Raw genomic sequence first — 24,413 nt, forward strand, 5'->3', positions numbered from 1 at the left:
TCATGCCCCGCGCGGCCGGCCGGTCGCGTCGGCGGGCGGGCGGGGACGGACCACCGGCCCGGGTACCGGCTGCTCGCGGGCCGCGCGGAACGCGCCCGGGCTCACCCCGACCTCCCGGGTGAAGAACCGGCCGAAGTTCGTCGGCTCGGAGAAGCCCAGCCGTCGGCCGATGCGGGCGATCGGCTCGTCCGTGGCGGCCAGCAGCCGGCTCGCCTGGAGGGCCACCCGCTCGTCGACCACCTGCTTGGCGCTGCGGCCGGTCACCGCCAGGCAGGCCCGGGTGAGCGTACGCACCGAGCAGCCCAGCCGGGCGGCGTAGTCCTCGACCCGGCGGGTGTGCTGGTAGCCGCGTTCGACCTCGCGGCACAGCCGATGGAAGGTGACGGCCTCCGCCCGGGTCGCCGGGTGGGCGCGTTCGGGCAGCATCGACAGCCGCAGCAGCAGCACGGCGAGCTGGTGGCGGAGCAGTCCGCGCGCGACGGCCAACCCCCGGTGCCGCTGGCAGTCCACCGCCAACTGGCTCACCTCGTTGATCACCGCGTCCTCGTCCTCGCCGGCGAGCTGGAGCCAGGCCGGGACGGCGTCCGGGTCGACGTCGAGCCCGCGCAGCGCCGCCGGATCCCAGCGCACCACCGTCGCGTCGAGCTGGGGGCCGGCACAGCGCAGCACCTGGCCGGCGCGCACCCGCAGCAGCGTGCCGGGGCGGCAGGGCAGGGCGCGGAAGTCCAGTTCGGCCGTGCCGTGTCCGCCCGTGGTCAGCACGAGCAGGTGCTTCTCCAGCAGCACCGGACGACGCCAGCGCGGCTCGGGGGCGAGGTCACCGAGGCCGACCGTGTCGATCTCGGCGGGGGCGGTCGCCGGGTTGCCGGGCGGAGCGGGGGAGAGCTGACCGGAAGAGACCATCGCCTGCGACGGTAGCCCGGGGCGACGGTCGACGCATCCCGGGAAGGCCGCCCAGGCCAGCGGCCGGCCGGTCGCACCGTGGCTCCGGTCCGCCGGCCGGGCGGTCCGCCGGGCCGCGCGGACGCCCGGCGGGGGTTGTCGAGGTCGTCGGGGGCGGGCTACGTTACCGAACGGTAGCGCCGTCCGGTGGAGGCACGGCCGGAGCCGGTCCGCGCCGGCCGGGCCGCCCCGCCCCGGCGGCCCCGGCCGACTCGCGATGGGATGGGCATGACGGATCTGTTCTCGGTCGAAGGCAAGACGGTCCTGGTCACCGGCGGCTCGCGGGGGATCGGCCTGATGATCGCCCAGGGCTTCGTCCGGGCCGGCGCACACGTGGTCATCTCGTCCCGCAAGGCGGACGTCTGCGAGGCCGTGGCCAAGGAACTCTCCGCCGAGGGGCGCTGCGAGGCCATCCCCGCCGACCTCGGTGACGACGCCGGCGCCGAGGGCCTGGCCGCCGCCGTCCGGGAGCGGTTCGACCGGCTCGACGTGCTGGTCAACAACGCGGGCGCGACGTGGGGCGCGCCACTGGAGTCGTACCCGGAGAGCGCGTTCGACAAGCTCTGGGCCGTCAACGTCAAGGCCGTCTTCCGGCTCACCACCGCGCTGCTGCCCGCGCTGCGCGCGTCGGCCAGCGCCGACGACCCGGCCCGCGTGATCAACATCGGCTCCATCGACGGCATCCGGGTGCCGATGATGGAGGTGTACGCGTACTCGGCGACCAAGGCCGCCGTGCACATGCTCACCCGCAGCCTGGCCCACCAGCTCGCCGGCGAGCAGATCACCGTCAACGCAATCGCGCCGGGGCCGTTCGAGAGCAAGATGATGGCGTTCGCGCTGGACGATCCCGCGTCCCGGGCCGCCATCGAGGGGCAGGTGCCGCTGGGTCGGATCGGTCGGCCGGAGGACATGGCCGGCACCGCGATCTACCTGTCGTCCCGCGCCGGCGCGTACCTCACGGGTGCGGTGATCCCGGTCGACGGCGGCATCACCACCCACGGCTGAGCTCGGCGAAGGGCGGGAGACGGTGCGCGTACCCCCTGGTGGGCCGGAGCCGCGCGGACTCGGCAGATCCGCGCGGCCCCGGACGGCCGGTGTGGCCGGTGGTTCAGCGGCCGGCGAGCAGCCGGGTCACCGCGGTGTCGACGTCCAGGTGCTCGGCCTCGCGGCCGCGCGGGACGACGACGTAGGTCCGCCGCAGGAAGCGCACCAGGACGCTGCGCGGCACCTCGAACAGGGCGTTGCCGTCGGGCGACGACAGCGCCAGCGCGACGAAGTCCCCACGCGGGGTGGCCCAGGGCCAGACCCGCACGTCGCCGATGCCGGCCGGCTCGTCGAGGCCCGTGACCAGCAGCTCCCGGGCGAACGACCAGCTGACCGCCTCGCCGCCGGCGGATTCCGCGTGGAACAGGACATGGACCGCATACGGATCAGCAGGGTCGTAACGCAGACTGGCACGCACCGGCAAGGCGGTGGCGTCAGGTGCGACGAGCCTTAGCGACGTCTCGACCTCTACGGTCGTCGGTCGGATGACACTCATGGACGATCTCCCCCCGGCACCGCTGCGGAACGCGCGTGTCCCGCTTTTCCCATACTCAGGTGCTACTCCTGGCTACGCTCCGCCATACGCTGACTTCACCCAGTGGTGGGAAGGGGGTCGGAAAGGCCGCGTGAATGTGAATATTCATGTAGGATTTCCGGTTCTGCCCAGTGCGTGATCCCGCCCGGCATCGGGTGGTTCAGTCGTCGACTTACTCCGGTAACGTCCAGTCGGCCGTTGCAGTGACGGGCGCGAGCCACACTGGGGGAGGAAATGGTTACGAAACGATCCTCAGTGGATCCGATGGCAGTGCCGGGCCCGCCGAACGTCGCGGCCCGAGCAGCCGAAAGGCGGGGGTACGGGGTGCCGACGGAGCAGCACGACCGACCCGGTCGGCCGACGACCGAGCGGGATGGCGCAGGCGGCACGACGCTGACCGAGCGGCGGCAGCGACCCCGCTGGCGGCAGCGGCTGAGCACCACCCTCGACCTGATCCGGGCCAACCCGACCGGACGGGTCGCCCTCAAGATCTTCATTGCCATCGCCGGCGCCCTCGTCGTCACGATCGGCATCGCCCTCATCCCGCTGCCCGGGCCGGGCTGGCTGCTGGTCATCGCCGGCCTCGGCGTCTGGGCCGTCGAGTTCCACTGGGCCCGCCGGCTGCTCGGCTTCACCCGTCGCCACGTGCACAACTGGACCCAGTGGGTGAAGGACCGCTCACTGGCCGTACGCTTCGTGCTCGGCTCCGTCGGCCTGATCTTCGTCGGCTCGGTGGTCTGGCTCTCGCTGAAGTACAGCTTCGGCATCGACGTGGTCGCCGAGGCGCTGCACTACCTGGCGACGCACTGACCCGGACCGACCCGGCGCTCCGCCGGGTCGACCGACCGCGGCGCGGCGCGCGGACCCCGGATTTCCGGTCCGGTCCCTCGATCAGGTAGAGTTAGCGGCGCTGAGGGCGATTAGCTCAGCGGGAGAGCGCTTCGTTCACACCGAAGAGGTCACTGGTTCGATCCCAGTATCGCCCACCGTAAATATTTGCAGGTAGCGAGCCCGTCGCCGGAACCACCGGTAACGGGCTTTCGCGTTGTTGTTCCTTAAATTGGGAGCAGATTGGGAGCAGCACCAACCGGCTCGCGACCCTAACCTCGGGAAACGCGGCACTCCTCCACGGCCCAGTAACATGCTCGTCGATCCCCGCCAACGGCGTCGCGGCGGCGTACCCGGTCGACCACGGTTGTCGTTGTCCAACCGGTCGCCCACCGTCTCCTCCGACGGCTGGCCCTGGTCGGGTTGGGCGATGATCAGGCATCGTGGGCGGGTGAGTCACACCGCGACGGTGAGCCGGCCCCCGGCTGCGGGTGGAGCTTGTTCCATGGCCGCTGTGGGGCCGCAACCTGCGAGACGTGCTGCCACGGTTGGAGTGGCAGCGACTGCAACGCCGGGCGCTTGACCAAGTCGGCGAGCCCTGCGGGCTGCATGTGCCCGGCGGTCGGAACCTGATCTGCCACGAGCAGTGGACCTACGACAACGCCACCCGCACCCAGACTCTCATCGGCGTCGAGATCCACTGCCGAGGCTGTGACCTCGTCACGCACCTCGGCCGCGCCGGCCTCGTCGGTGGCCCGCTGCTCGTCGGGCGGGCTCTGCGTCGCCTCGCCAAACTCAACGGCTGGACGCCCGTGGGGGCCACTACCAGGCCGCCCGCACTGTTTGAGATGTCTCGCCGCTTTCCGCATCATGGACGCCATGCCTTCCGTTCCGAGCACGCGCTACGCGGACTTCGTCGCCGCCGCCCGGCGCGTCGCGCCGTCGGTCATGCTGCCCGTGCTGGCGGACGCATCGATCCAGCAACTCCGCGGCAGCAGCGTCTACCGTCCGCGTACGGACGAGGTGATCCAGGCGTGGATCATCGCGGCGGCAGCTCGGGAGAACATCGCTTATGGCAACGAGTTCCGGCAGCAGACGGTGACCCGCAAGGATCTTCTCCGACTCCGAAACACGTACCACGAGATGCACGACCCCTTCCTCAACACGGCTGGCCAGCCTGATGCCGTGGAGTCGTTGATGGTCCGCACGGTGTTCGAGCAGTTCCCGTTCGCTCATTCCCGCTTCGAGGACCTGTCGCGCATCCTACTCCTGTTCGACCGGGACTACTCCTCGCTGAACTGCGAGGTACTCTCCGTCGCCGCGTGGCAGGAGGTCCTGGGCGCTCCGCTGGAGAGGTTCATGCGGTCGGCGTTCTTCATCCTGGTCGGCGCTCTGTGTAATGGTGGACGATTCGAGCCGGACTGGCTGTCGATGCCGCACTTCGCACCGGTGTTTGACGCGTACGACATGGTCCCCGCCGAGGTGGTAGAGGTATTTGACCGGGTGTTCGTGGCCGACTTCGCCGATGTGCGTGCCCAGGCGGCAGCGAAACGCCACCCTGATCCGCATCTGCGGCGATTCGACCCGAACCCTCTGCTGGGGACGCCGTTCGTCCGCATGCCCGACGGCACCAACTTGGCCCCGTGCGTGCACCTGGTCGCGCAGCGGGTCAGCCCGGGCTCGCTGTACTACGTGGGCTGGGACAAGTGGAAGAACAAGTTCACCCGGGACTTAGGAAAGGTCACGGAGACCTACGTCGGCGAGCAGCTCGACCTTGTCAACCCGCCCGTCCTCCTGCACGACGTCGAGTACAAGAAGGGCCAGCACGCCTCCGACTACGTGATCGGATACCCCGGCCTCACGATCATCGTGGAGGTCAAGTCGGCCCGCGTGGCCCACCCCGGCAGGCTCGACATGGATGGGTACCTCGCCGACGCCGAGAAAGACGTCGGAGACGCGATGAAGCGACAGATCAAAGCCACGGCGGACCTCATCAAGGCCGGCCATCCGGCCTTCCGAGGGATCGACCCGGGCGCCGAGATCCGCGGCATGGTCGTCACAGCGGAGCCCCACTACATGCTCAACAGCCCGATGTTCCGTTCCTTGATGCCGGACTCCGGCTACCCAACCGTCATCCTGTCCTTGAGCGAACTGGAATTCGCAGTATCAGCCGCCCTGGTAGGTGACCCGGCGGGTCTGCTCCGCGCCCTGACCGACTGGGGTCCTAACGGCATCGACGCAAACGCGGTCGCTTCCGCGCACGCCGCCCATCTCGGCGAGCCGAAGCCTCGCAATCCACTCCTTCAGAACGCCGCCGCGCGCGGCTGGGCGAAGATGCTGGAAGTGGGATCGGCAGCATCGCCCGGTGAGACGCCATGAGCACTCGGAGCACGCCGCGGCCCGGCGTGGACAACCTCGCCTACCGCAGCCAAGGCCAACTCGCCGATGGGTTCACCGCAATCCTTGCCGGCTGCCAGGCTCTGCTGCGGCCCGGCGGGCATGTCGTCGTCACCGCCGGGCCCTACCGCCACCATGCGGTCCAGGGACTCATGTTCGCCTGCAGCCTGCTGTACCGCCTTGACGAGGAGGCCGCGTCGCTCGAGGCGGATGCGTGACAGCGAGCCGTCCGGCTTCCGCACCGCATCCGGGTATGATCCACAGCCGTTGCGGATCACCCTGCGGGACACGACGAACTCCGACACGGATGGCCTCCCCATCGATGTCAACCCCTCTGGGTAACCTGAGATCATCGCTCGTATAAGAGCTGAAGTGACGAATCGGGCGAGCAGGGGAAGACAGTGAGCGCAGTCGAGCAGGTGTCTCTGGAGCGCGACGCGGTCTCCCCAGTGAGTTACGGCGAGGTGTTCACCAGGCGATGGGTCGTCGACGTGCTGCTCGACCTTGCGGGCTACACGGCTGATCGCGACCTCGGCGGCCTATACCTCATTGAACCGTCCTGTGGCTCAGGGGCATTTCTCGGGCCCGCCGTCGAGCGTCTGATCGCCTCCGCGAGCTCCCGCGGGCGAGACCTCGCAACCCTGGCTGATGCGATCCGTGCCTACGACCTGCAGCCCGAGCACGTTCGTACGTCGCGGGCTCTGTGCCGGGATCTCCTCGTTGCCGCGGGCGCAGCACAGCCGACCGCGACGTCGCTGGCCGCGACGTGGGTCCGGAACACTGACTTCCTGCTCGACGATGTGGGCGACCGCGAGGTGGATGTCGCAATCGGCAACCCGCCCTACATCCGCTACGACGACCTCGACGACGTGACCGCCGCCGCGTACCGCCGGACCTGGTCCACGATGCGCGGCCGTGGGGACATCTACATCGGGTTCATCGAACGCTGTCTCGCCATGCTCAAGCCGGAGGGCCGACTCGGCTTCATCTGCGCCGACAGGTGGATGCGCAACCAGTACGGTGCTGCGCTGCGTGAGCTTGTCGCGGCGCGCTACTCGGTCGAGCACATCTGGACAATGCACGACGTCGATGCGTTTGAGGCCCAGGTATCCGCCTACCCGGCGATCACCGTCCTCGCGAACAGGCCGCAGGGCCCTGCGGTCGTCGCGGACACGACCGCGGATTTCGGAGCGGCGCAGGCGTTCGCACTCGCGAAGGCCGCCTCGGACAGTTCGTTCCACGACTTTCTCGACGTCGGTGTCAAGGCGCACCGACTGCCGCACTGGTTCAACAGCGGATCGCTCTGGCCGACCGGATCCCCAGCCAGACTCGCCCTGATCGAGCTGCTCAACGACCAGTTCGGCCCGCTCCATGACCCGGCCACCGGCACCAGGGTGGCTATCGGGATCGCGACCGGCGCGGACAAGGCGTACGTCACCAAGGATCACGACGCCGTCGAGCCGGATCGGATGCTCCCGCTCTCGATGCGACAGGACCTGAAAACCGGCTCGTTCGTGTGGCAGGGCAACTACCTGGTGAACCCGTGGGACGCCGACGGCCGCCTGGTCGACCTCGCCGACTACCCCCGGATGGCGGCGTACCTCGGGAAGCACCCGGGCCTGAAGGACCGCTTCGTGGCCAAGAAGGCACCGGGCTCCTGGTACCGGACCATCGACAAGGTGAACGCCACGGTAACGGACAGGCCGAAGCTACTGATCCAGGACATGAAGACCAATATCCATCCCGTCCTGGAGACCGGCGGCTACTACCCGCACCACAACCTCTACTATGTCGTCTCCGACACTTGGGACATGGAGGTACTCGGAGGGTTGCTACTCTCCAGGGTCGCGCAGGCGTTCATCGAGGCCTACTGCGTGCGGATGCGCGGGGGAACCCTCCGGTTCCAGGCGCAGTACCTCAAGCAGATCCGCGTGCCGGCACCCGACGCGATCCCTGGTGACATCGCCGACGCGCTCCGTGACGCGTTCCGCAGGCGGGACGTCCTTGCGGCCACGGAGTCCGCAGCCAGGGCCTACGACATCGACCTCTCCAGCTTCGAGCTCACCGAAGGACTCTGACTCATGGCCCGTGATGTGCAGCCGCTGCTGGAGAACTGGTGGAAGGCGAAAAACGCCGCCGTCGCCAAGCTGGCCGCCGACGGAAAGTCGAACACCGGGGCCCAAGCCCGCGACGCCAGGCACATGCAGAGCATTGCGGCGTTCGTCCGCCAGATGTTCATCGACGCAGGGCTCCCCGAGAACGAGGTGACCATCGACAGCGTCGTCCCCGGCTACTTCCGCCGATCGAAGAACTGGGACGTCGTGGCGATGCACAAGGGCCACCTGGTAGGCGTCGTCGAGCTGAAGTCGCAGGCGTCGAGCCCTGGCAACAACGCGAACAACCGCATCGAGGAGGCCATCGGCAGCTCCGTCGACGCCAAGACCGTCCAGGAGATGACCAAGGCCTTCGGCACGCTCGGGGTCTGGTCCGCCTGGTGCATCACGTTCAACCGCGACTGCGAGAGCGGCGTACCGATCAAGCCAGTTCCACCGAGGCAGTTGCGCGTGCCGGCGATCGACCCCGCGTTCCAAAACATGACCTATGCGACCCAGTACGCGACCGCCATCGAGCGATTCATCTCGCAGAAGGTCTATGACGCCGGCTGGATGATCGTCACTTGGGTCAATGCCGACCAGACCGTCGGGTACGACGAGCCGATCCCGACGGCCACCGTGGAGACCTTGTGGACGCAGATCGAGGCTCGCGTGAGGTTCGCCAAGCAGGCTCTGCGTAACGCGTAACGCCGGCGTGCTGGCGCCCAGCGCTTCGCACGCTGGTTGCCGTGGCCGTTGACCGCCACAGCGGGCGGTGGCACCACTCGGTCATCTCCTCGACAACCTTGTCGGTGATCCGAGAGATGGTGTCTCTGCTGACCTTCGCCCCATAGGCCTGGTCGAAGTGCGCGGCGATCTCCCGGTCGTCAACCCTCGTGCGGTCAACGACAACACCAGATGGTCCACGCCGGTCAGCCGGCGCTGCCGCTTGCGCACGATGACCGGGTCAAGCTGCCATCCCGGTCCCGGGGCACGTCGATCTGCACCGGCCCGATCTCGGTCAACACCGTCTTCGTCCGGCTGCCGTTGCGGGAGTTGGCGCCGTTGCGGCCCACCGGATCGTGCTTGTCATAGCCCAGGCGCTCCGTCATCTCCGCCTCCAGGGCGGTTTCCAGCACCGTCTAGGTCAGCCCGGACAGCAACCCCTCCGGGCCCACCAGGTCCACGCCCTCGGCGCGGGCCTGCTCCACCAGCCGCAGCGCGAGTTGCTGGGTATCCATCGATTTCGGCACAGACTCGATGGTCTCGGTCATTGCCTGTCCTTCCCGCCAAGCCGTCAGGCTCGGCGTGTCAGGTCAGACCGGTTACACCCTTACTCGGGCTCTGTCTCACACACATTCGGCTCTGGCTCACTTTCGGTGGTGACAGTCCGTAGCGACATCGCAGGCGTGCTCTGACGCCAGCACTTCAGGGCTGGCTGGTCTCCGCAGGGAAACCGTAACGAGGATCCCCTGATGCTTTTGCCCCGACTGCACTAATTTGGACCCACTGCCGCACGAGCGGCTAAGCCGCTACTTTCTGTCACCACCGAAAGTGAGCCAGAGCCGAATGTGAGACAGAGCCCTTACTCGGACAGTCCCCAGCAGGGCTCGATCTCAACGAGCAAGGCGACGTATGGGCACAAGTCGTCGAGCATCGCGCGGCACACCTCAACTCGGCATCCCCAACCGATGCCGGCAGTTGAGAGAGGTTCACGGGAGACGTTCGGAGCTTGCTGCTCGGCGTGCCTCGCGCCACCGGCGACTGGCCCGCCGCATTCAAGAACGCTGGCGGGGCGCTGCTTCGTAATCGGGAGAGGGGCGGCCTCACCCCGCGGCCTGCGGGCAGTAATCGCCTTGCACGTGATCTCTCACTGGAGCAGGCTCGGCCTACCGCCACCACCCAGGCCACCCTCGCCTGAGCGGCCCAGGAAGCCATTTTGGGCCTGCCCGATCCGCACCTGCCAGACCCCGGGTAGACGCACCAGGAATGAGTGGAGGAAGGCGCCACGTCCGAGAAGGTGATCACCAAACAGGTTCTCTGCTACCTCGTGCGGGAATGGCACTTGCTCGTCTTCCGGCACACCGACTTCAGCTACGAGGAGGTGGGCATCCAAGTGCCGGGCGGCCGCGTCCGCCCGGGTGATTACCCGGCGGACGCGGCGCTACGGGAGGCCCGCGAAGAGACGGGACTGACGGGGTTCAGCGTCGTGCGCAAGCTGGGGGAGAGCGAGTACGACATCAGCCCGCTCTGCTTCGAGATCCCGCGTCGGCACGTCTTCGAGTTGACGTTGCACGGGGCGACGCCCGAGCGGTGGGCGAGCCAGGAAGACCACGACGGTGAGCAGGAACCACCCGGTTGTGCAGGCCTGGGATCTAAACGAGTTCTATCGATGGGCGACCAAGGGTCTGTCGAGGCAGGGAATTCCGCCGAGTCCCTGCACGTCCGCGTCAGTTCCCCGACGTTCGAGCACCCACCGAGCATCCAGGAGCATCGCCGCCACCCACGCGCGTTGTCACTCAGAGCTACTGTCATTACAACCTAAGGCATGCGGTATCTGATCGGCGGAGACGCCGAGTCGTCAGACGGCCGGTCCGCGAAACGCGGCGATCGACGCGGCCGGTTCTTTTGTGGTAACCCGGTATGCCGGAGCAAGATCTTCGTCGAGCAGGTCGACAGGCTGACTCGCCGCGCCCCCCGTCGGCTCGATACAGTCTGTCTCCTGAAGCTTGGACACGGACAGGATGCGTGAACCTCGCGACATGTCGGATTTTCGGCGATGGTGCACGGTTGGTACACCGGTACCAACCGGCGGCCACCTTGCCGGCGTCATCGAGTCACACGACGACGCCACGGGTGTCACCACGATCGCAGCCGGTCTACCCAATACATACGCCAAGCCCGGTTCGCTCGCGCGCATCGCCGAGCGCATGGGTAAGAACGCCGTCGCAGAGTTCCTCCGCAACAAGCTTCCGACCTCAGCCAGCGCCCGATCCGGTGACATGGGCGAGATCCTTGCGACGGCCTACCTTCACGAGGAGCAAGGGTGCGTGGTCGGGCCGAGCCGGCTCATCGACCGCGACCATCAGGAATGGGCCATGAGAGGCGACGACGCGCTCGGAGCCAAGTTCGATTCTGACGGCAAGGTACGTATCATGAAGGCGGAGGCCAAGAGCCGCGCCAAGCTGTACCAAAAAACCGTCGCCGAGGCGCGCGACGGTTTGTCGCGCAACGGAGGGCTGCCATCACCGCAGTCTCTTGCCCAGTTTGCCGAACGTCTTCTGTCCACGGCCGACAGTGACGTCGGGGACGCTGTGCTCGCGTTGCAGTTGGGCGAGGGCGTCCGCCCCGAGGACATCCATCATCTGATGTTCCTCTTCACGAGCAACAACCCGGGCAAATACGTGACGGCGGACCTCGAATCCTACCGAGGATCCGTGTCGCAGCTGACGATTACGCTCCGGGTCCAGGGCCACCAGCAGTTCATCCAGGAAGCCTATGAGAAGGTGACCGCCGGTGGTCCGTGAGACGCAGGAACTGGTAGGAATCCTGACCTCGGCCACCGATGCTGGCTTCCGTAATCGGCTTCTGGCTCAAGGCCAGGCCCAATCGATGATTCGCCGCGACGGCATCCTGCCCCCGGACGCACCGAACTTCAGTTCCTTCCTGGACGCCGACCTGCTCAACTACGGGTACGCGCTGCTATCGACCAGCCTTGAGCTGCTGGAGACTGCGCAGAACGACTCGCCCGAGCAGGTCGCCCTCGCGCAGCAGGGATTCATCCAGAGTTCCTACGCCCTGGAAGCAGCCACTCGGAACGCGGCCTCCGGGGCAGATCTGGCGTTTCACCGTCTTGTTGCTGGCGCGGCCAGTCACCTTGGTGGCTTCGCCGCACGAGCATTCTCGCTGATTCAGAACAGCCGGCAGTCGGAGCGGCTGACTCAGATAGAGGAGACGCTGGCAGACCTGCTCATGCGCAACCTGGGCTCCATCGAGCGTCGGACCCTGTCACTCCGATTGTCAGATCAAGTTTCCGACGGGGCGTTGCTGGCAGCTTTCAACCCGGTGGATAGCGAGGTGGATGACGAGACACCACCCGAGCAGATGGGCCCCGTTGCCCTCCTACTGAGCGAGAACTACCTGTCAGCAGTCGCGGCTGGGCTCTTCGCGATCGAGATCGGCAACCGAACCCTGCTTGAGAATGCTCTCGCCGAATTACGAGAGGGCGAGCAGGCGTCCTCGGACGTGAGCGCCCCTGGGCCGTGGTGGGTTTACCGGCTCACTCGGCATCTGTTGGGTGGCCTGTTCGATACCAGCCTAGAGACGAACATTCCGAGCGATCCGCCGCCTGGGGCCGCCGACCGTGTCAAGCGGTGGCGTTACCTGCGGCGGACCTTCGTCGCGTCGTTGCTGGCACGGGAGCGCGCCGAGATCGACTTATGGCCCTCGCAACTGCATGTCGTCGACCGGCTCTTCCAGGACGTACGGGATCTCGTCGTCGCGCTGCCGACCAGCGCCGGCAAGACCCGCATCGCGGAGCTGTCGATCTTGGCATGTCTCGCGCAACAGCGGCGTACGGTCTACGTCACCCCGCTACGAGCGCTCTCCGCGCAAACCGAGCACATCCTTGCCCGGACGTTTACTCCGCTGGGCATCCGGGTGTCGTCTCTCTACGGAAGCATGGGAACCAGCGACGTCGACGAGGACACCCTGCGCTCCAGCGAGATCGTCGTGACGACCCCCGAGAAACTAGACTTCGCCCTTCGATCGGACCCGTCCTTGCTCGACGACGTCGGCCTGGTCGTTCTAGACGAGGGGCACATGATTGGGGCCTCCGAGCGTGAGATCCGCTACGAAGCCCAGATCCAACGGCTGCTGCGCCGTCCGGACGCCTCGGAACGTCGCATTCTCTGCCTATCGGCCGTATTTCCTTCCGGGCCCGAGCTCGACGACTTCGTCGCGTGGATTACCGACGACGAGGCGGACGGTCTGCACCGAGAACCGTGGCGCCCAACGCAGCAGCGCTTCGGCCTCGTCGAGTGGCGCAGAGACCATGCGAGGCTGTCCATCACTCTCGGCACGGAGCAGCCGTTCATCGAACACTACTTCGAGGAGAAGAAGCCAAGCGGACGGCGCAAGAAGATGTTCCCGAGAGACCAGCGTGAACACGTCATCGCCACCGGGTGGCGGCTGGTCGAGGAAGGCCAGACCGTCCTGGTCTTCTGCCCCCTGCGTAAATCCGTCGAGCCCTACGCCCGCGCGATCGTCGATCTTCACGCACGAGGCCTCGTGAGATCCTTGCTGCCGCCCGACGTCGACCTGAGCGATGCGCTAGCGGTGGGCGCCGAGTGGTTCGGCGACGACCACCCCATCCTGAAGTGTCTTGAGCTCGGCGTGGCCATCCACCACGGCGCGTTGCCCGGCCCCTTCCGCCGCGAGATTGAACGTCTCTTGCAGCGCGGCATCCTGAAGGTCACCATCGCCTCGCCCACTCTCGCCCAAGGACTCAACCTGTCCGCCTCCGCGGTGCTCTTTCACGGCTTGCACCGCGGCCAGGATCTGATCAAAAGCTCCGAGTTCGCGAACGTGATCGGCCGCGCCGGCCGCGCGTTCGTCGATACGGAAGGACTCGTGCTCTACCCGATCTTCGCTCCAACACCAAGACGCCGCCGTGAGTGGTTCCAACTGACGCAAGGAGACGGCGGAAAGGACCTCCAGTCGGGACTGATCGAAATCGGTGTTGCCCTGCTGCGCAGGATGTACCGCTCGCAAGGGCTAACCACGGTTGAGCCGCTACTCGAATACCTCACCGGCGGCCCCGACTGGTCTCTGCCCGTAGTGACACACGAGGCAGCTGATGTGCAGGAAGCCGCAGCCGTAAGCTGGCGAGAGAATCTGAAGCTTCTCGACATTGGAATCCTCAGCATCGTGGGGGACGGCGACCAGGACGTTATCGCCGACGCCGCGACTCAGATCGTCGCCGACGCCCTCCGCGACTCGTTGTGGGACCGGCAACTCCGTCGCGACGAGGACATTAACACGGCAGCCGTCCGTGAACTCGTCTACAGCCGGACCAGGCACCTGTGGCGTACAGCCACACCGTCCCAGCGCCGCGGATGGTTCTTGGCGGGACTGGGGGCAGAGGGTGGTTCCGAACTTTCCCAGGTATCCGGTCGCATCATCGCCCTCGCGGGCCAAGCCGAAGCCGCCATCCTCGAAGAGGATCATGCAACAGCCGCTGACCTGGTCGTGCTGATCGCCGAAACCGTATTCGCAATGGAGGTCTTCGAGCCGAAAACGAATCTCGCCAACTGGGACGACGTACTACGGCACTGGGTACGCGGATCGGCCCTCAGCGAGGTCCCCGGCGACCGAGTCGAGGTGGCGCAGTTCATCGAGGACGACCTCATCTACCGGCTGGTCTGGGGAATGGAAGCCGCCAAGGTGTACGAAGCGGCTCAGAGTAACGCCGACGCCGACACCTTGTCGGGCTCGGCCGTGGCCACGATCGAAACGGGAACCTTCAACCAGGCCGCCTCAATCCTCATCCGCACGGGCTTCGACCACCGTCTCGCAGCCATATCAGCGGTCACGAGCACCGAAGCCACGTTCGATTCGACGGACGGCATGCGCCAGTGGATCGATAACCTCGCCTTAGAGCACGCCCTCAACCCGGATTGGCCAACACCCGAGTCACGGTCAGCATGGGAAGCTTTCGTCAATCCGTCACGAACACGCCGCGCCCGCCGCTGGAGCAAACAGAGCAAGGACGTGCAGGAAGTCACCTGGTACGGGGCAGCCCCCGAGCCAGACACATGGCTGCGGATAACCGACGCCACCCCAGGAAAGATCAACATTTGGTCTACAGGCTTCGACCTCCTCGGCGAGGCAAGCATCTTCCTCGATCATGAACGGCAAGGCGTCCTGCGCGCCCGCCGGCACCCCACTGACACCGGCATCCGCCTGCACTACCGTGGCCCGGGAGATCTACTGCCGAAGGCACCGAGCACTGGCGCATAAACAGGCGTGTGACAGCTGGGCTCCCGTCGAGCGCAACACACAGTCGACGGAGGCGATGACAAGTCCGCTGCTCGGCGGTACGCCTGACCATCGGCCGGGTAGGGGTCAGGATGCCCAGCGCACTGGATCGATGGTCATGCCGAGCCGCGCCAGTGGGCACTGGTCAGGTCGCTCAGACCGTTCGGCGGAGACTGGGGACCACGCGAGTTGGTCCTGGGCCACACGCGAACTCGTCCGGTTGAGGTCCTTAGGCTTTGCCCGCGTCGACTGCCTTCAAGTGGCGAATGCGGTCGCTCATTGGAGGCATGTGTCCCGCCGCCTTGCCGCCGGCTATGAGGTTGAGTATTGGTCGGTCAGTGACATCGCCAAGTAGCTGTTGGATGCGTTCAGGTGGCCAGTGTAGTTCCTGCGCCAGTGCGGCGATGGTCAGCCCGTGGTCAGAAGCCAGTTCGAAAGCTTTTCTTAGGAGGGTCGGCTGTTCGCCGGGGAAGCCATCGATGGGTTCGAGGGCCGGCTTGGACTGATTGAGGCGTTGGTAGGCGCGAGTCGCAGTGGTGTCGGTGTAGAGACCCACTTCTCGGCAGCGATAGATCAAGCTCTGGATCGACGTACCCCATGTCCGCTGCAGCTCAGCGAACGCCGCAAAGTTCACTCTCGCGGGCAGAAGTGGGGTAATGCTATCGCGTGGAGTGAGAAACTCTGCGGCGAAGGCGTCGGCGTCTCGTTCATGCCTGGAGTCACCGGGAAGGGCGTCGGCGTGGAGTACAAGGTGGGCGAGTTCGTGCGCGGCGGTAAAGCGCTGCCGGTAGACATCGTGCGATCGATCGCGACTGATGACAATGAACGGCCGCGGTAGCCGGGAGGTCGAGAAGGCGTCCACTGTACGGAAGTCGCCGTCGGCTGGCGCGTGCACGACGACGATGCCGTGAACCTCAAGGGTGCGCACGAGGTGTGAAATGGGCGCGGTGCCGAGATTCCAGTGCTGACGAAGAGCCCGGGCGGCCTGGACTGGCTCGGTGGGAAGGCTCGCGCCGGGATGAATCTCGCCGCCAGCGAACCCGGGAAGGTCTACGTGCGGCAGGAAGACGCGCCGTTCTAGGGCATAGATGAGTTCCCAGACCTGCTCGGTGAAGGAGACGGCCTTGGCGCGCTGGTATGAGCGTGTCTCACGGAGATGGCGGAAGTGCGCTGCCGAGGAGTCCAAGCGGGCGTAAGGGCGCCCGACCTGGAAGAAGCCGATGGGGTAGCCGAGGTGTTCGGCGAGGGCGATCAGAATCTCGGGTCGTGGTCGCGTCCCTGATTCGTACTGGCCGATGGCCGCGGCGCTGACCCCGACCCGGTCGGAGAGCTCCTTCTTGGTCAGCCCTGCGAGCTGGCGAGCTTGTGTCAGGCGTGCGGAGTCGAATTGCCTGGCGACAGCACTGGCTGACCCTGAGGGCGACTCCACGGGGAGGTCGCCGGCAGAGAACAGGTCATCGGGCTCGTCAGTTCTGGGCATCGCTTCGCTGTTGGTGGTCGCTATGGTCGGCTACGGGGCTACCGGTGGCTTGCTCGGCTACGGTCCGGGCGCGCAGTGTCGGGCTGGCCAGCTCCGCCTGGTCGAATCGCGGCGACGCGGTCGAGGCCGACGGCTGATTCACCAGACGAAGCCCAGGGATCGGGTCTGCGGACGGGACGAGGAGGGGTTGTGCGGATACCCAGCTCGCTGTGCCGGTCTGGCTCACGCTGATCTGGCCCCATCCGATGTTGAGCAGCCCGTGCCGCTCGTGCGCCGCGTAGTAGATGATCACGATACCGTCTGGTTCCAGCCCTCGCAGGACGTCGGTGGCATGGGCGTCCGACTCGGACTCCATCCCTTCGAAAGCCGGCTGCTCATGGTCGGGTTTGGGGCCGAAGAGCCGCGCCAGCTCCAGCGTCGTCTTGTTGATCTTCTTCAGGGCGCGAGGGCTGTCGTAGGCGGTCGCGAGGTCCTTCGCGTACTCCACCGGCAGCACGGCGACGTTGTTGATGACGACGATGCGGTAGCTCTTGCCGAGCGGGCGCACCGTCTGGGCGCCGGGGACCTCACCAAGGTGGTTGACCAGTTCCTCGTACCGCGCCGGCCAGCCTCCGCCGAAGGCGTGGCGCGACGTCAGGCGGACCGCCTGGTGGCCGTCCATCTGCCGTCCGACGGCGGCCTGAATGGCCGACGGGATGGCCTCCATCAGCGTGGCTGCCACGTCGCGGCCGAACAGGGACGCCGCCCACGCTGCCGGCCGGATCTTCTTCGACACGACTTCCCCCTCATGCTTTACCTGCGTGCAGAAGGCTAGCATCTGTGCTTTAGTTTTGAGCGCGATGGCGCCACTTCGGTGACGCTGAGTGTGTTCCCGCAGATCACGCCACCTTCTGTTCGGCGTGATCTGTTGTGCGCCGCGATCGCGGCGAGCGTCGATCAATCCGCACACGGTGTCCAGTTGCGGCGTTGCGGGTCGCCCAGGATGAGCGGCCGGGAGGAAGGGGACGCATGACGGCGGATCTCACCAGGTTCGGCCGGGACACACTCGTGACCACGGTGACGCAGGCCGCCAGTATCTGGACGTCGCCGGGACCGCCCGGCGAGCGATGGCGGCAGGTGGCTGAACTGCACGGGCGGGTCGCGCTGGCGCACCTGGCGCACGGTGAACCTCTGCTGCCCCTAGTGGCCTTCACTGACCTGTTGACCGGTCCCCTGTCCAGGCTTCTACCGGCCACACTGAGGGAAGCGTGCGACGAGGTCTTGTTGGTGGAGGACGGACAGCTGAGTGCTGCTGCCGCTGACCTGCTGATGGAGAACCTCGCGCCGTCGATGACGGCCTCCGATGTCGTCGGCTGGTCGATGCCGCGCCTGAGCGCGGAAAAGGTGCAGAGCTGGCTCTACGGACAGATGCTGGCGACCGGCACGGAGGAGGGGTACCGGCGGGCACGACGGACCGTCATCGAACACGCGGCGGGGGAGATGTCAGAGGTGATCGACGCGATCAAGGCCGCAGGGCTACCCCGCGAGGGCCTGGTCGAGGAGATCCCCGCGTGGGCGTGGGTGGCGCACGAAGGGGAGCACTACTGGTTCGGGTGCCCTGTATGCCGGTACCCGATGCGGTACCAACTCGGCCGGCTTGCCTGCGCCTACCCACCGCACACGAAGGCCCTCGGCGGTTCGATCACCGTGAAGGCGACCAAGGGCCGTGCACCGGTGGCCGGCGCGTGGAACGTCGAGCGTGCCGCGCAGTTGGGCGGACCACAGGTCACCACTGCGGTTCGAGTCACGGGACAGGTGTGCCTCGCCCTGCCGGCCTGGCGGTACTCGACAATCCCCGGTTGTGAGGAGGTCCGCCTGCACCGCGAACTCGAGATGATGCCGGGCGTCACCGCGAGACTGTGGCCGCACATCGACCGGTACGACCTCGAAGTGACGGCACCAGGACGACGGCGGCCCTGGCGGGTCGATGTCAAGGACTACACCGACCCCGCGCGGCTGGCCAACGAACTGCTGCGTCGGGGCAGCATCGGCGAATCTGACCTGTTGATCGTCATCCCCGACTACCGGGCTGGCCAGGTGGCGCTCCTCAACGAACGGCTGCGCCTTGGCACCGGATCCCGGCGCCGGTTCGCCACGACATCTCACCGATTCCTCACCGAGGTGAAGAGGGCCGCAGCCGGATGAGCAACCGATCGCGTTTCAACAGAACCGCCAACCGCTTCCTGATCGGACCGTCGCTGCGGCTGGCGCTCGGCCTGGCCGAACAGCTCTTCCCCGCCGAGACCTGGGAAGGCGCGCCCGCGGTGGACCCCCGCGACGCGCGGTTCCTCCTCTCCGGCCAACTCGGGATGTGGAGCCTCTGGCGCGACGGCCTCACCGCCACGCAACGACATGCGATCGACCGCCTCATTCAACTGCGCCCTCGCCGCCTGGCCACAGAAGGAGGCCTGCGCGTCAGCCTCAACGAGCACCTACGCAACAACCGATCGCCCCGCTACCTTGAGGCCGGAGACTTCCTGCAGGTGATCGACGGTGTACCGGTCGGTGATCTGATCACAGCCGCGCTGCAGGAGCTGGAGGATGCCTCATCCCCGCTGCGCGTCCCCCCAGAGGCGCTGGCCGACAGGCGCTACAGCTCGTCGGTCTTCCTGGCCGGCCCCAGCCGCGACGAGTTCCGGCGCAACACCTACCTCATCCCGCGGGCACCGATGCCCTACCCTCCTGTCCCGGTTCTGGACGCCACCGCGCCAGCCGAGGTGGTGGCCGACCTCGCGGACATGCACGCCACCGCCGAACTGATCGACAAGAAGCGAGCTGACGACACCTTCCGCCTGGCGGAGGTCCTGGACGGATTCTCGCGGAAGCTGCGCACGCCAGAGGGCCAACCCGTCGAACGGCTGAGGCTCGCGGCAGGGCCCCTCCATCTCATGATCGCTCCCACTGGTTCCGGCAAGAGCGTCTGGACGCGCGTCGCCGCCACCCATCTCGCCAGCCATAGAGGAGGCCGGCACACCGTTGTTCTGCTCACCCCTGATGTCGAGAGCACGCTGGAGCTTGTCGCGGCCATCCGCAGTGACCTCGCGGCGCTGAGCCTCGACATCCCTGTTGTCGCACTCATGTCCCACCGACGGCTCATCGAGGTGGCCGTCCAGCGCACCAACGACGCACCGGAGGATCCGGCCGGTGCCAGGTGGACCTGGCAGGAGCTTGGCTACTCCTGCATGCTGAGCGACGAAGAAGGCGCCGCATGGCAGCCCGGCCAGGAACCCTGCACGGATCTGCACGAGCCCGGCGTTGAAGGCCGCCACCGATGCCCTCTGATCGGAGCCTGCGAGAAGTGGGCGCCATGGCGGCAGGCCGCCGGCCCAGCCAAGATTATCGTGACCAACCACGCCTACTTCCAGCAGGGCTCGGTGCCGTTCCCCGTCATCACAAACGGCACGCTCCACGGACGGATGAGCGCGCAGGAGCTGCTGCTGCGGCGCGCCGACATCGTCCTTGTCGACGAGGTCGACGCCTTCCAAGGACATGCGGTCGCTCAATCCGGCCGCACCCTCGTCCTGGCCCGTCGTGACACGCAGAAGCTGCTCCTAGAGAAGCTTGACGACCAGCGCAAAGAACAGGTCGAATCCGACAACGTCCCGGGCGAACTCGAACTCGCCTTCCAACGGGCCATCCACCGGGTCGAGTTCCTCTCCGAGCGCTACCTGGCCGCCGTCGTCAACGGGTTCATCGACCCACAGGACCCACTCGGCCCCAAACAGGCCAGGCTGCACCTGCCACGCCGATGGGACAACCTCCTCGCCTGCCGCCTCTTCGGCCTCAACGAACTCGAAGACCGCCCCAGCGACGACCAACTCGACAGATTCAAATCCCTGTTCACCCAGAACGAACCCGACCCTGACGCGCTACCCGCCGGCTGGACAGACCTACGCAAGGAACTGCGCCTCGTCATCGCCGACGAACCGGAATCCGATCTGATCCACAAAAGAAGCCAAGGCATCGTCAGCGCGATCCAAACGATCACCGCGCCCACCGCCGAGGGCGAACCGGACGCGGACGTCGAACTGGACGAAACAGACTGCGGCTGGCAAACCGGGAAGGACGACGCTCCGGCAGCCTCCTCCGTTACGGCGTGGCAGCTCCAGACCGCCCACCTTCTCCTACGCAGGGCGTTCCTCGGCGAACTCCAGCAGGGGCTCGCCGAGTTGGAAGCCCTACTGCCGCTGATGCGCGACAGCGGCATGCGGCTCGCCGACGACGTCGAAGCCGCGCTGGACCGAGCTCCCTCCTGGCAGGCAACACCCGAAGGACCGATCGGCCGAGCGGTTTTCGGATTCGCCGTCACCGGCGACCCGGAGAGCCGCTCCGACCGGCAGTTCACCGCAGAGATCCTCTCCAGCGACCCGCACGCCTACACCGCAGACCTCGGAATCACCACGGCTCCCGCGCTCACAGGCGCGCCCAGAGTCATCGTCGGACTCTCCGCGACCGCCTACCTACCCGGTTCCCCCACCAACCACGTCCATGCCGACGTCGCCTGCTACTACCCCGACAACGCCGACGCCGGCACCGGCAGGCTGACCGTCAGCAACGCGTCCGTCAACGACCACACGACCAACCGCGGGTTCGTCATCTCAGGAGCCGCACGCAGCCGCAAGGCCCAACTACTCGAAGGGATCGGATCCGGCCTCTGGGACCAGATCCTCGAACAAAGACTGCGGGACCTGCACGAGCACCGAGATGCCGACCGCCGCGCCCGTGCCCGGGTGCTGCTCGTCACCAACTCCTACGACCAGATGCTCGCCCTGTGCCGCGGCTTGATCACTGGTGGTGCCCACCGCACTCGCATCGCAGTCGCCGTCCCCGCCGGTGACCGCCGCGGCCTGCAGATCCCCGACGACGTGCTGGCCATCCCCGCCAGCCGGCTGCGAACCTTCCCAGCCACGGGCAGAGACGTGCTGATCTCACCTTTCGCGCGGGTCGCTCGCGGGCTCAACATCGTCGTCGGCCACCGGTCCGCGCTCGACTCCATCTGGGTATGCGTCCGGCCCATCAAACTCATCGACGAACCGTCTGCCCTTGTCGCCCACACCGGTGCCCACGCCCGCCGTAACCGGCACCCGGGCGAGGACCCGCGCAAGGAACTCGACGAACGCCACAGTATCGCCGCCAGACACCTGGAGCTCATCAACAGGTCCAACCCCGCCTTCGGGCGCCTGCCCGCCGACGTGCGAACCGCGATCTTCGCCGACGTCCTGGCTGACCTGATCCAACTTGCTGGGCGCGCCCGCCGTGGCGGTACCAACACGACTCTTCACTTGGTTGACAACGCCTTCCATAGAGGAGGCGCCGCACCGGGCAGCGACTTCGCCTCCCTCATCCGCAACCTCCACCAGCGATGGCTCCACGACAACGAGCTAGACCAGGTCCGCTCCATCTACGGCACCACCATCGACGCGTTCTTCACGTTCGCCGGCATCAACGACAGGAACCCCTGATGCGCACCCTGGCCTTTCCCTACACCGAAGCGATGGCGGAGAAGATCTACGGCTACACCCTCAGCAGCGAGGTCAACGACACCTGGCAGGACCTGAACCGCCGATACACCCGCCACCCGAAGAACCTGCCGTACAGGGACCTGAGCCTCGGCCTGCGCTACGTGTCCAGCGACTACGCCACCATCTGTAAGGACCCCGACGGCCCCGGCACGCTGCTCCTGATGCGCAAGAAGATCGACACCGCCATCATCAGCCGGCTGTTCGCCGCCTTCGAACGAGACCTCGCAGCCCGCCACGGCGCGCCATTCGAAGACCTCCTCGCCCCACTGCTACGCCGTACCAAGCCACGCACGATTCACATCGCCAAGTACCTCCAGGCGGGCACGGCGACGCACGCCGACATCCCGAACTGGGTCTTCGACGTCGCCACCTGGCGCACCATCGAACTCCTCCGAGGCGCGCTCAAGCTCCCGGACGGTACGGACCTGCTTCTTCGTCCCGACACCGACGGCAACCTCGTCGCCTTCGACCGCCCGCTTCCCGAGACGCATCCCAGGGCCGAACAGGGCATCCACTACATCAGTCTCGAACCCATCACCGTCCCCGGCTACCCCGGCATCCTGCTCAACCTCGACGCCCACATCAGCCCTACCACCGGTTTTCCCGGCAACGCCAAGAGCCTCTGGATCGCCACCGACGACACCGGCATGCTGCTCACCGCCAGACACCGCTACGACCGCCCCACCAACCGAAACGTGATCACCGGGCTCCTTCCCCAACTCGTCGACTCCTTCAGCATCCGCGGCGTGCCCGCCAACTTCACCGCAGATGACCTCCTCGCGACCCACCCACACATCCGCGCCCGGCACGCCACCAAACCCGACAGGCACCCCATCGGCTCCGGACCGGGCCGCCGATTCCTCGACTGCGTGCTCGAGCACGCCACCGCCAGGCTCAACACGGAGTCGCTCGTCCTGGAAACCACACCCATACGCAACATCGATGCCTCCGGCGACCCCGACCGGCACGCGAAACTCGCCTCGGCCGTCAATGCGGCAGCACGGCCGATCCACATCAGCGTCGTCTACCAGGACGACCTACAGCGCCACCGGTCCGCCCAGGCGCTCACCGAGGTACTCAACCTCCCCGAGAACAGCCTCACAACCGCGGAGGGCACCTTCCTCGACGGCGCGCTCATCATCACCTTCAACAGCGCCAAAACCGACATGCTGATCGCTCCCGGCCCCACGCACCTCCGGAACACCCTCGCCGACCAGATCATCTCCACCAGGGCCCCGGACGCCCTGCACCTCGTACTCGCTGAGAGCAACAAAGAACTCGCCGCAGCCAAACCCGCCGACGACCCCAAGCCACAGCTTCGCCGCGCCCTGGCCGCCCACGGCACCGTCAGCCAGTTCATCGACCCAGCGTCAACGCCCAAGCCCGACGCCGTCGACCATCCCGCCAATGCCGCCGTACGAGACCTCCTCCGGGCAGCGGGGCTCACCGCCGCCACACCAACTCGGGTCTTCTCACGCCCCCTGCAGCCTCAGCCATGCGTCATCGTCGGTCTCTACACCCGCGAACAGAACCAACCCGCCACCCGCATGATCAGCCTCTCCGCCCTCATCAGCGACGGAACCGACACACCCTGGCACATGCTCGGCTACCACCCCGACGCCCACGGCTGGAGCAACCTCCCCACGGCCATCGCCGCACATCACGCCACCGACCTGAGCCAATTCAACGACCCAAACCCCGCCACCCGTACAGCACTGGCGCGGGCCTACACAGAACGGGCCCTGCACCAGCTCCGCGCCCGCTACGACGACATCCCGATGATCATCTACATCGACGGCTCTAACCGGTACCCGCTGTGGTCGGGCACCACCAACAAGAACTTGGGTAGCGGACAGCTCGATGCGCTGCCCCACCTTGCGATGATCAACCCAGCCGGCATCTCGCTAGTCAGGGTCAACACGGCGTCAGACGGCAAGCTGCCACAGCCTGTCAGGGCAACCGGAAAGCGGGCAAGTGCTGACGAGGGTGCAGTCCCAGCGACCGAACGGCTCTACCACCTTCCCGGCGCACACCAGGACACCTACTACCTCATCAACCGATCGCGCAGCGACAAAGCGTTTCAGTTCAGCGTCAGAGCCGGCCATCGTCAGACGCGATTCGACCTCACGGAAGCAAGAGAACTCCGGACACCCTGGCACGCGATGACCTGCACCGAGTTTCTCCTCCTCAGCCACGGTGCCTTCGAACGCCAACACCTAGCGGCGCTCAGCGCACGGCTGTGTGGACATCCCCTGGCCTGGGACGGGCGAACGGTCCGCCCCTCGCCCGTGCACATGGCCCGACAGATCTTAGAGGATCATCCAGGGCGCAACACGGCCGCACGCTGAGCTATGAAGGCCTTAGGGGGCTGGACGCAACCTGGCGATCTCTGGCCCTGACTGAGCGATCAGTCGTTATCTGGACAGTTCCGGCGGTACAAGGCTCGCAGGCCCGGAAGAGATGATCGAGGAGTCTGTGGTAGACCATTGTGGGGT

At 66.7% G+C, this 24,413-nt stretch carries 15 protein-coding genes, 1 tRNA gene and 2 pseudogenes; 13 read left to right on the forward strand and 5 right to left on the reverse strand.

All coding sequences use genetic code 11. The features are described from left to right. Positions 1-903, reverse strand: coding sequence for a helix-turn-helix domain-containing protein (locus EV374_RS27330; RefSeq protein WP_132240033.1), 903 nt, complete (start codon positions 901-903; stop codon positions 1-3). Positions 904-1,170: 267 nt separating this feature from the next. Here EV374_RS27330 and EV374_RS27335 point away from each other — a divergent pair, with 267 nt between their 5' ends. Further along, the gene (locus EV374_RS27335; protein ID WP_132240034.1) at positions 1,171-1,947 is read left to right on the forward strand and encodes a glucose 1-dehydrogenase; all 777 of its coding nucleotides are present in this window, start codon (positions 1,171-1,173) and stop codon (positions 1,945-1,947) included. 103 nt (positions 1,948-2,050) lie between these two features. Here EV374_RS27335 and EV374_RS27340 read toward each other — a convergent pair whose 3' ends face one another. Beyond that, positions 2,051-2,482 (reverse strand): SsgA family sporulation/cell division regulator, encoded by a 432-nt coding sequence (locus EV374_RS27340; RefSeq protein WP_053653619.1) that lies wholly within the window; start codon positions 2,480-2,482, stop codon positions 2,051-2,053. A 303-nt stretch (positions 2,483-2,785) separates the two neighbouring features. On the opposite strand from EV374_RS27340, the gene EV374_RS27345 reads away from it, so the two are divergent. From EV374_RS27345 to EV374_RS27370, 6 genes and pseudogenes are all read left to right on the forward strand, one after another. Further along, positions 2,786-3,331, forward strand: coding sequence for a TIGR02611 family protein (locus tag EV374_RS27345; protein ID WP_132240105.1), 546 nt, complete (start codon positions 2,786-2,788; stop codon positions 3,329-3,331). 104 nt (positions 3,332-3,435) lie between these two features. Beyond that, a tRNA-Val gene (locus tag EV374_RS27350) sits at positions 3,436-3,507 on the forward strand. A gap of 721 nt (positions 3,508-4,228) precedes the next feature. Then, complete coding sequence (locus tag EV374_RS27355) at positions 4,229-5,728, forward strand: hypothetical protein (protein ID WP_132240035.1); 1,500 nt, start codon at positions 4,229-4,231, stop codon at positions 5,726-5,728. Positions 5,729-5,757: 29 nt separating this feature from the next. Continuing rightward, positions 5,758-5,883: pseudogene (locus tag EV374_RS27360) on the forward strand (site-specific DNA-methyltransferase); the annotation flags it as partial. Positions 5,884-6,147: 264 nt separating this feature from the next. Further along, complete coding sequence (locus EV374_RS27365) at positions 6,148-7,824, forward strand: Eco57I restriction-modification methylase domain-containing protein (protein WP_132240036.1); 1,677 nt, start codon at positions 6,148-6,150, stop codon at positions 7,822-7,824. Positions 7,825-7,827: 3 nt separating this feature from the next. Then, the gene (locus EV374_RS27370) at positions 7,828-8,547 is read left to right on the forward strand and encodes a PaeR7I family type II restriction endonuclease (RefSeq protein WP_132240037.1); all 720 of its coding nucleotides are present in this window, start codon (positions 7,828-7,830) and stop codon (positions 8,545-8,547) included. 58 nt (positions 8,548-8,605) lie between these two features. Here the strand turns inward: EV374_RS27370 and EV374_RS33640 are convergent. Then, positions 8,606-9,080: pseudogene (locus EV374_RS33640) on the reverse strand (transposase); the annotation flags it as partial. A 752-nt stretch (positions 9,081-9,832) separates the two neighbouring features. Between EV374_RS33640 and EV374_RS27380 the strand changes: the two are divergent. From EV374_RS27380 to EV374_RS27390, 3 genes are all read left to right on the forward strand, one after another. Next, positions 9,833-10,384: an NUDIX hydrolase gene (locus EV374_RS27380; protein ID WP_486485993.1), complete on the forward strand. Its 552-nt coding sequence runs from the start codon at positions 9,833-9,835 to the stop codon at positions 10,382-10,384. A gap of 217 nt (positions 10,385-10,601) precedes the next feature. Further along, on the forward strand, positions 10,602-11,366 hold the full coding sequence (locus EV374_RS27385; RefSeq protein ID WP_165947926.1) for a DUF1837 domain-containing protein: 765 nt from the start codon (positions 10,602-10,604) through the stop codon (positions 11,364-11,366). Then, positions 11,356-14,859, forward strand: coding sequence for a DEAD/DEAH box helicase (locus EV374_RS27390; RefSeq protein ID WP_132240039.1), 3,504 nt, complete (start codon positions 11,356-11,358; stop codon positions 14,857-14,859). Before EV374_RS27385 ends, EV374_RS27390 begins: the two co-directional genes overlap by 11 nt. Before the next feature lie 247 nt (positions 14,860-15,106). Here the strand turns inward: EV374_RS27390 and EV374_RS27395 are convergent, their stop codons facing one another. Further along, positions 15,107-16,357, reverse strand: coding sequence for an XRE family transcriptional regulator (locus EV374_RS27395; protein WP_132240040.1), 1,251 nt, complete (start codon positions 16,355-16,357; stop codon positions 15,107-15,109). Further along, positions 16,344-17,132, reverse strand: coding sequence for a hypothetical protein (locus EV374_RS27400; protein ID WP_207914601.1), 789 nt, complete (start codon positions 17,130-17,132; stop codon positions 16,344-16,346). Before EV374_RS27400 ends, EV374_RS27395 begins: the two co-directional genes overlap by 14 nt. Positions 17,133-17,365: 233 nt before the next feature. Between EV374_RS27400 and EV374_RS27405 the strand changes: the two genes are divergently transcribed. The 3 genes from EV374_RS27405 to EV374_RS27415 are packed head-to-tail and all read left to right on the forward strand — an operon-like array spanning position 17,366 to position 24,266. Beyond that, positions 17,366-18,541, forward strand: coding sequence for a restriction endonuclease-related protein (locus tag EV374_RS27405; protein WP_132240042.1), 1,176 nt, complete (start codon positions 17,366-17,368; stop codon positions 18,539-18,541). Then, on the forward strand, positions 18,538-21,858 hold the full coding sequence (locus EV374_RS27410) for a hypothetical protein (RefSeq protein ID WP_132240043.1): 3,321 nt from the start codon (positions 18,538-18,540) through the stop codon (positions 21,856-21,858). Before EV374_RS27405 ends, EV374_RS27410 begins: the two co-directional genes overlap by 4 nt. Next, on the forward strand, positions 21,858-24,266 hold the full coding sequence (locus tag EV374_RS27415) for an RNaseH domain-containing protein (protein ID WP_132240044.1): 2,409 nt from the start codon (positions 21,858-21,860) through the stop codon (positions 24,264-24,266). The genes EV374_RS27410 and EV374_RS27415 overlap by 1 nt, the downstream gene beginning before the upstream one ends. Positions 24,267-24,413 lie beyond the last annotated feature (147 nt).

It is taken from the genome of Micromonospora sp. CNZ303 (assembly GCF_004345505.1).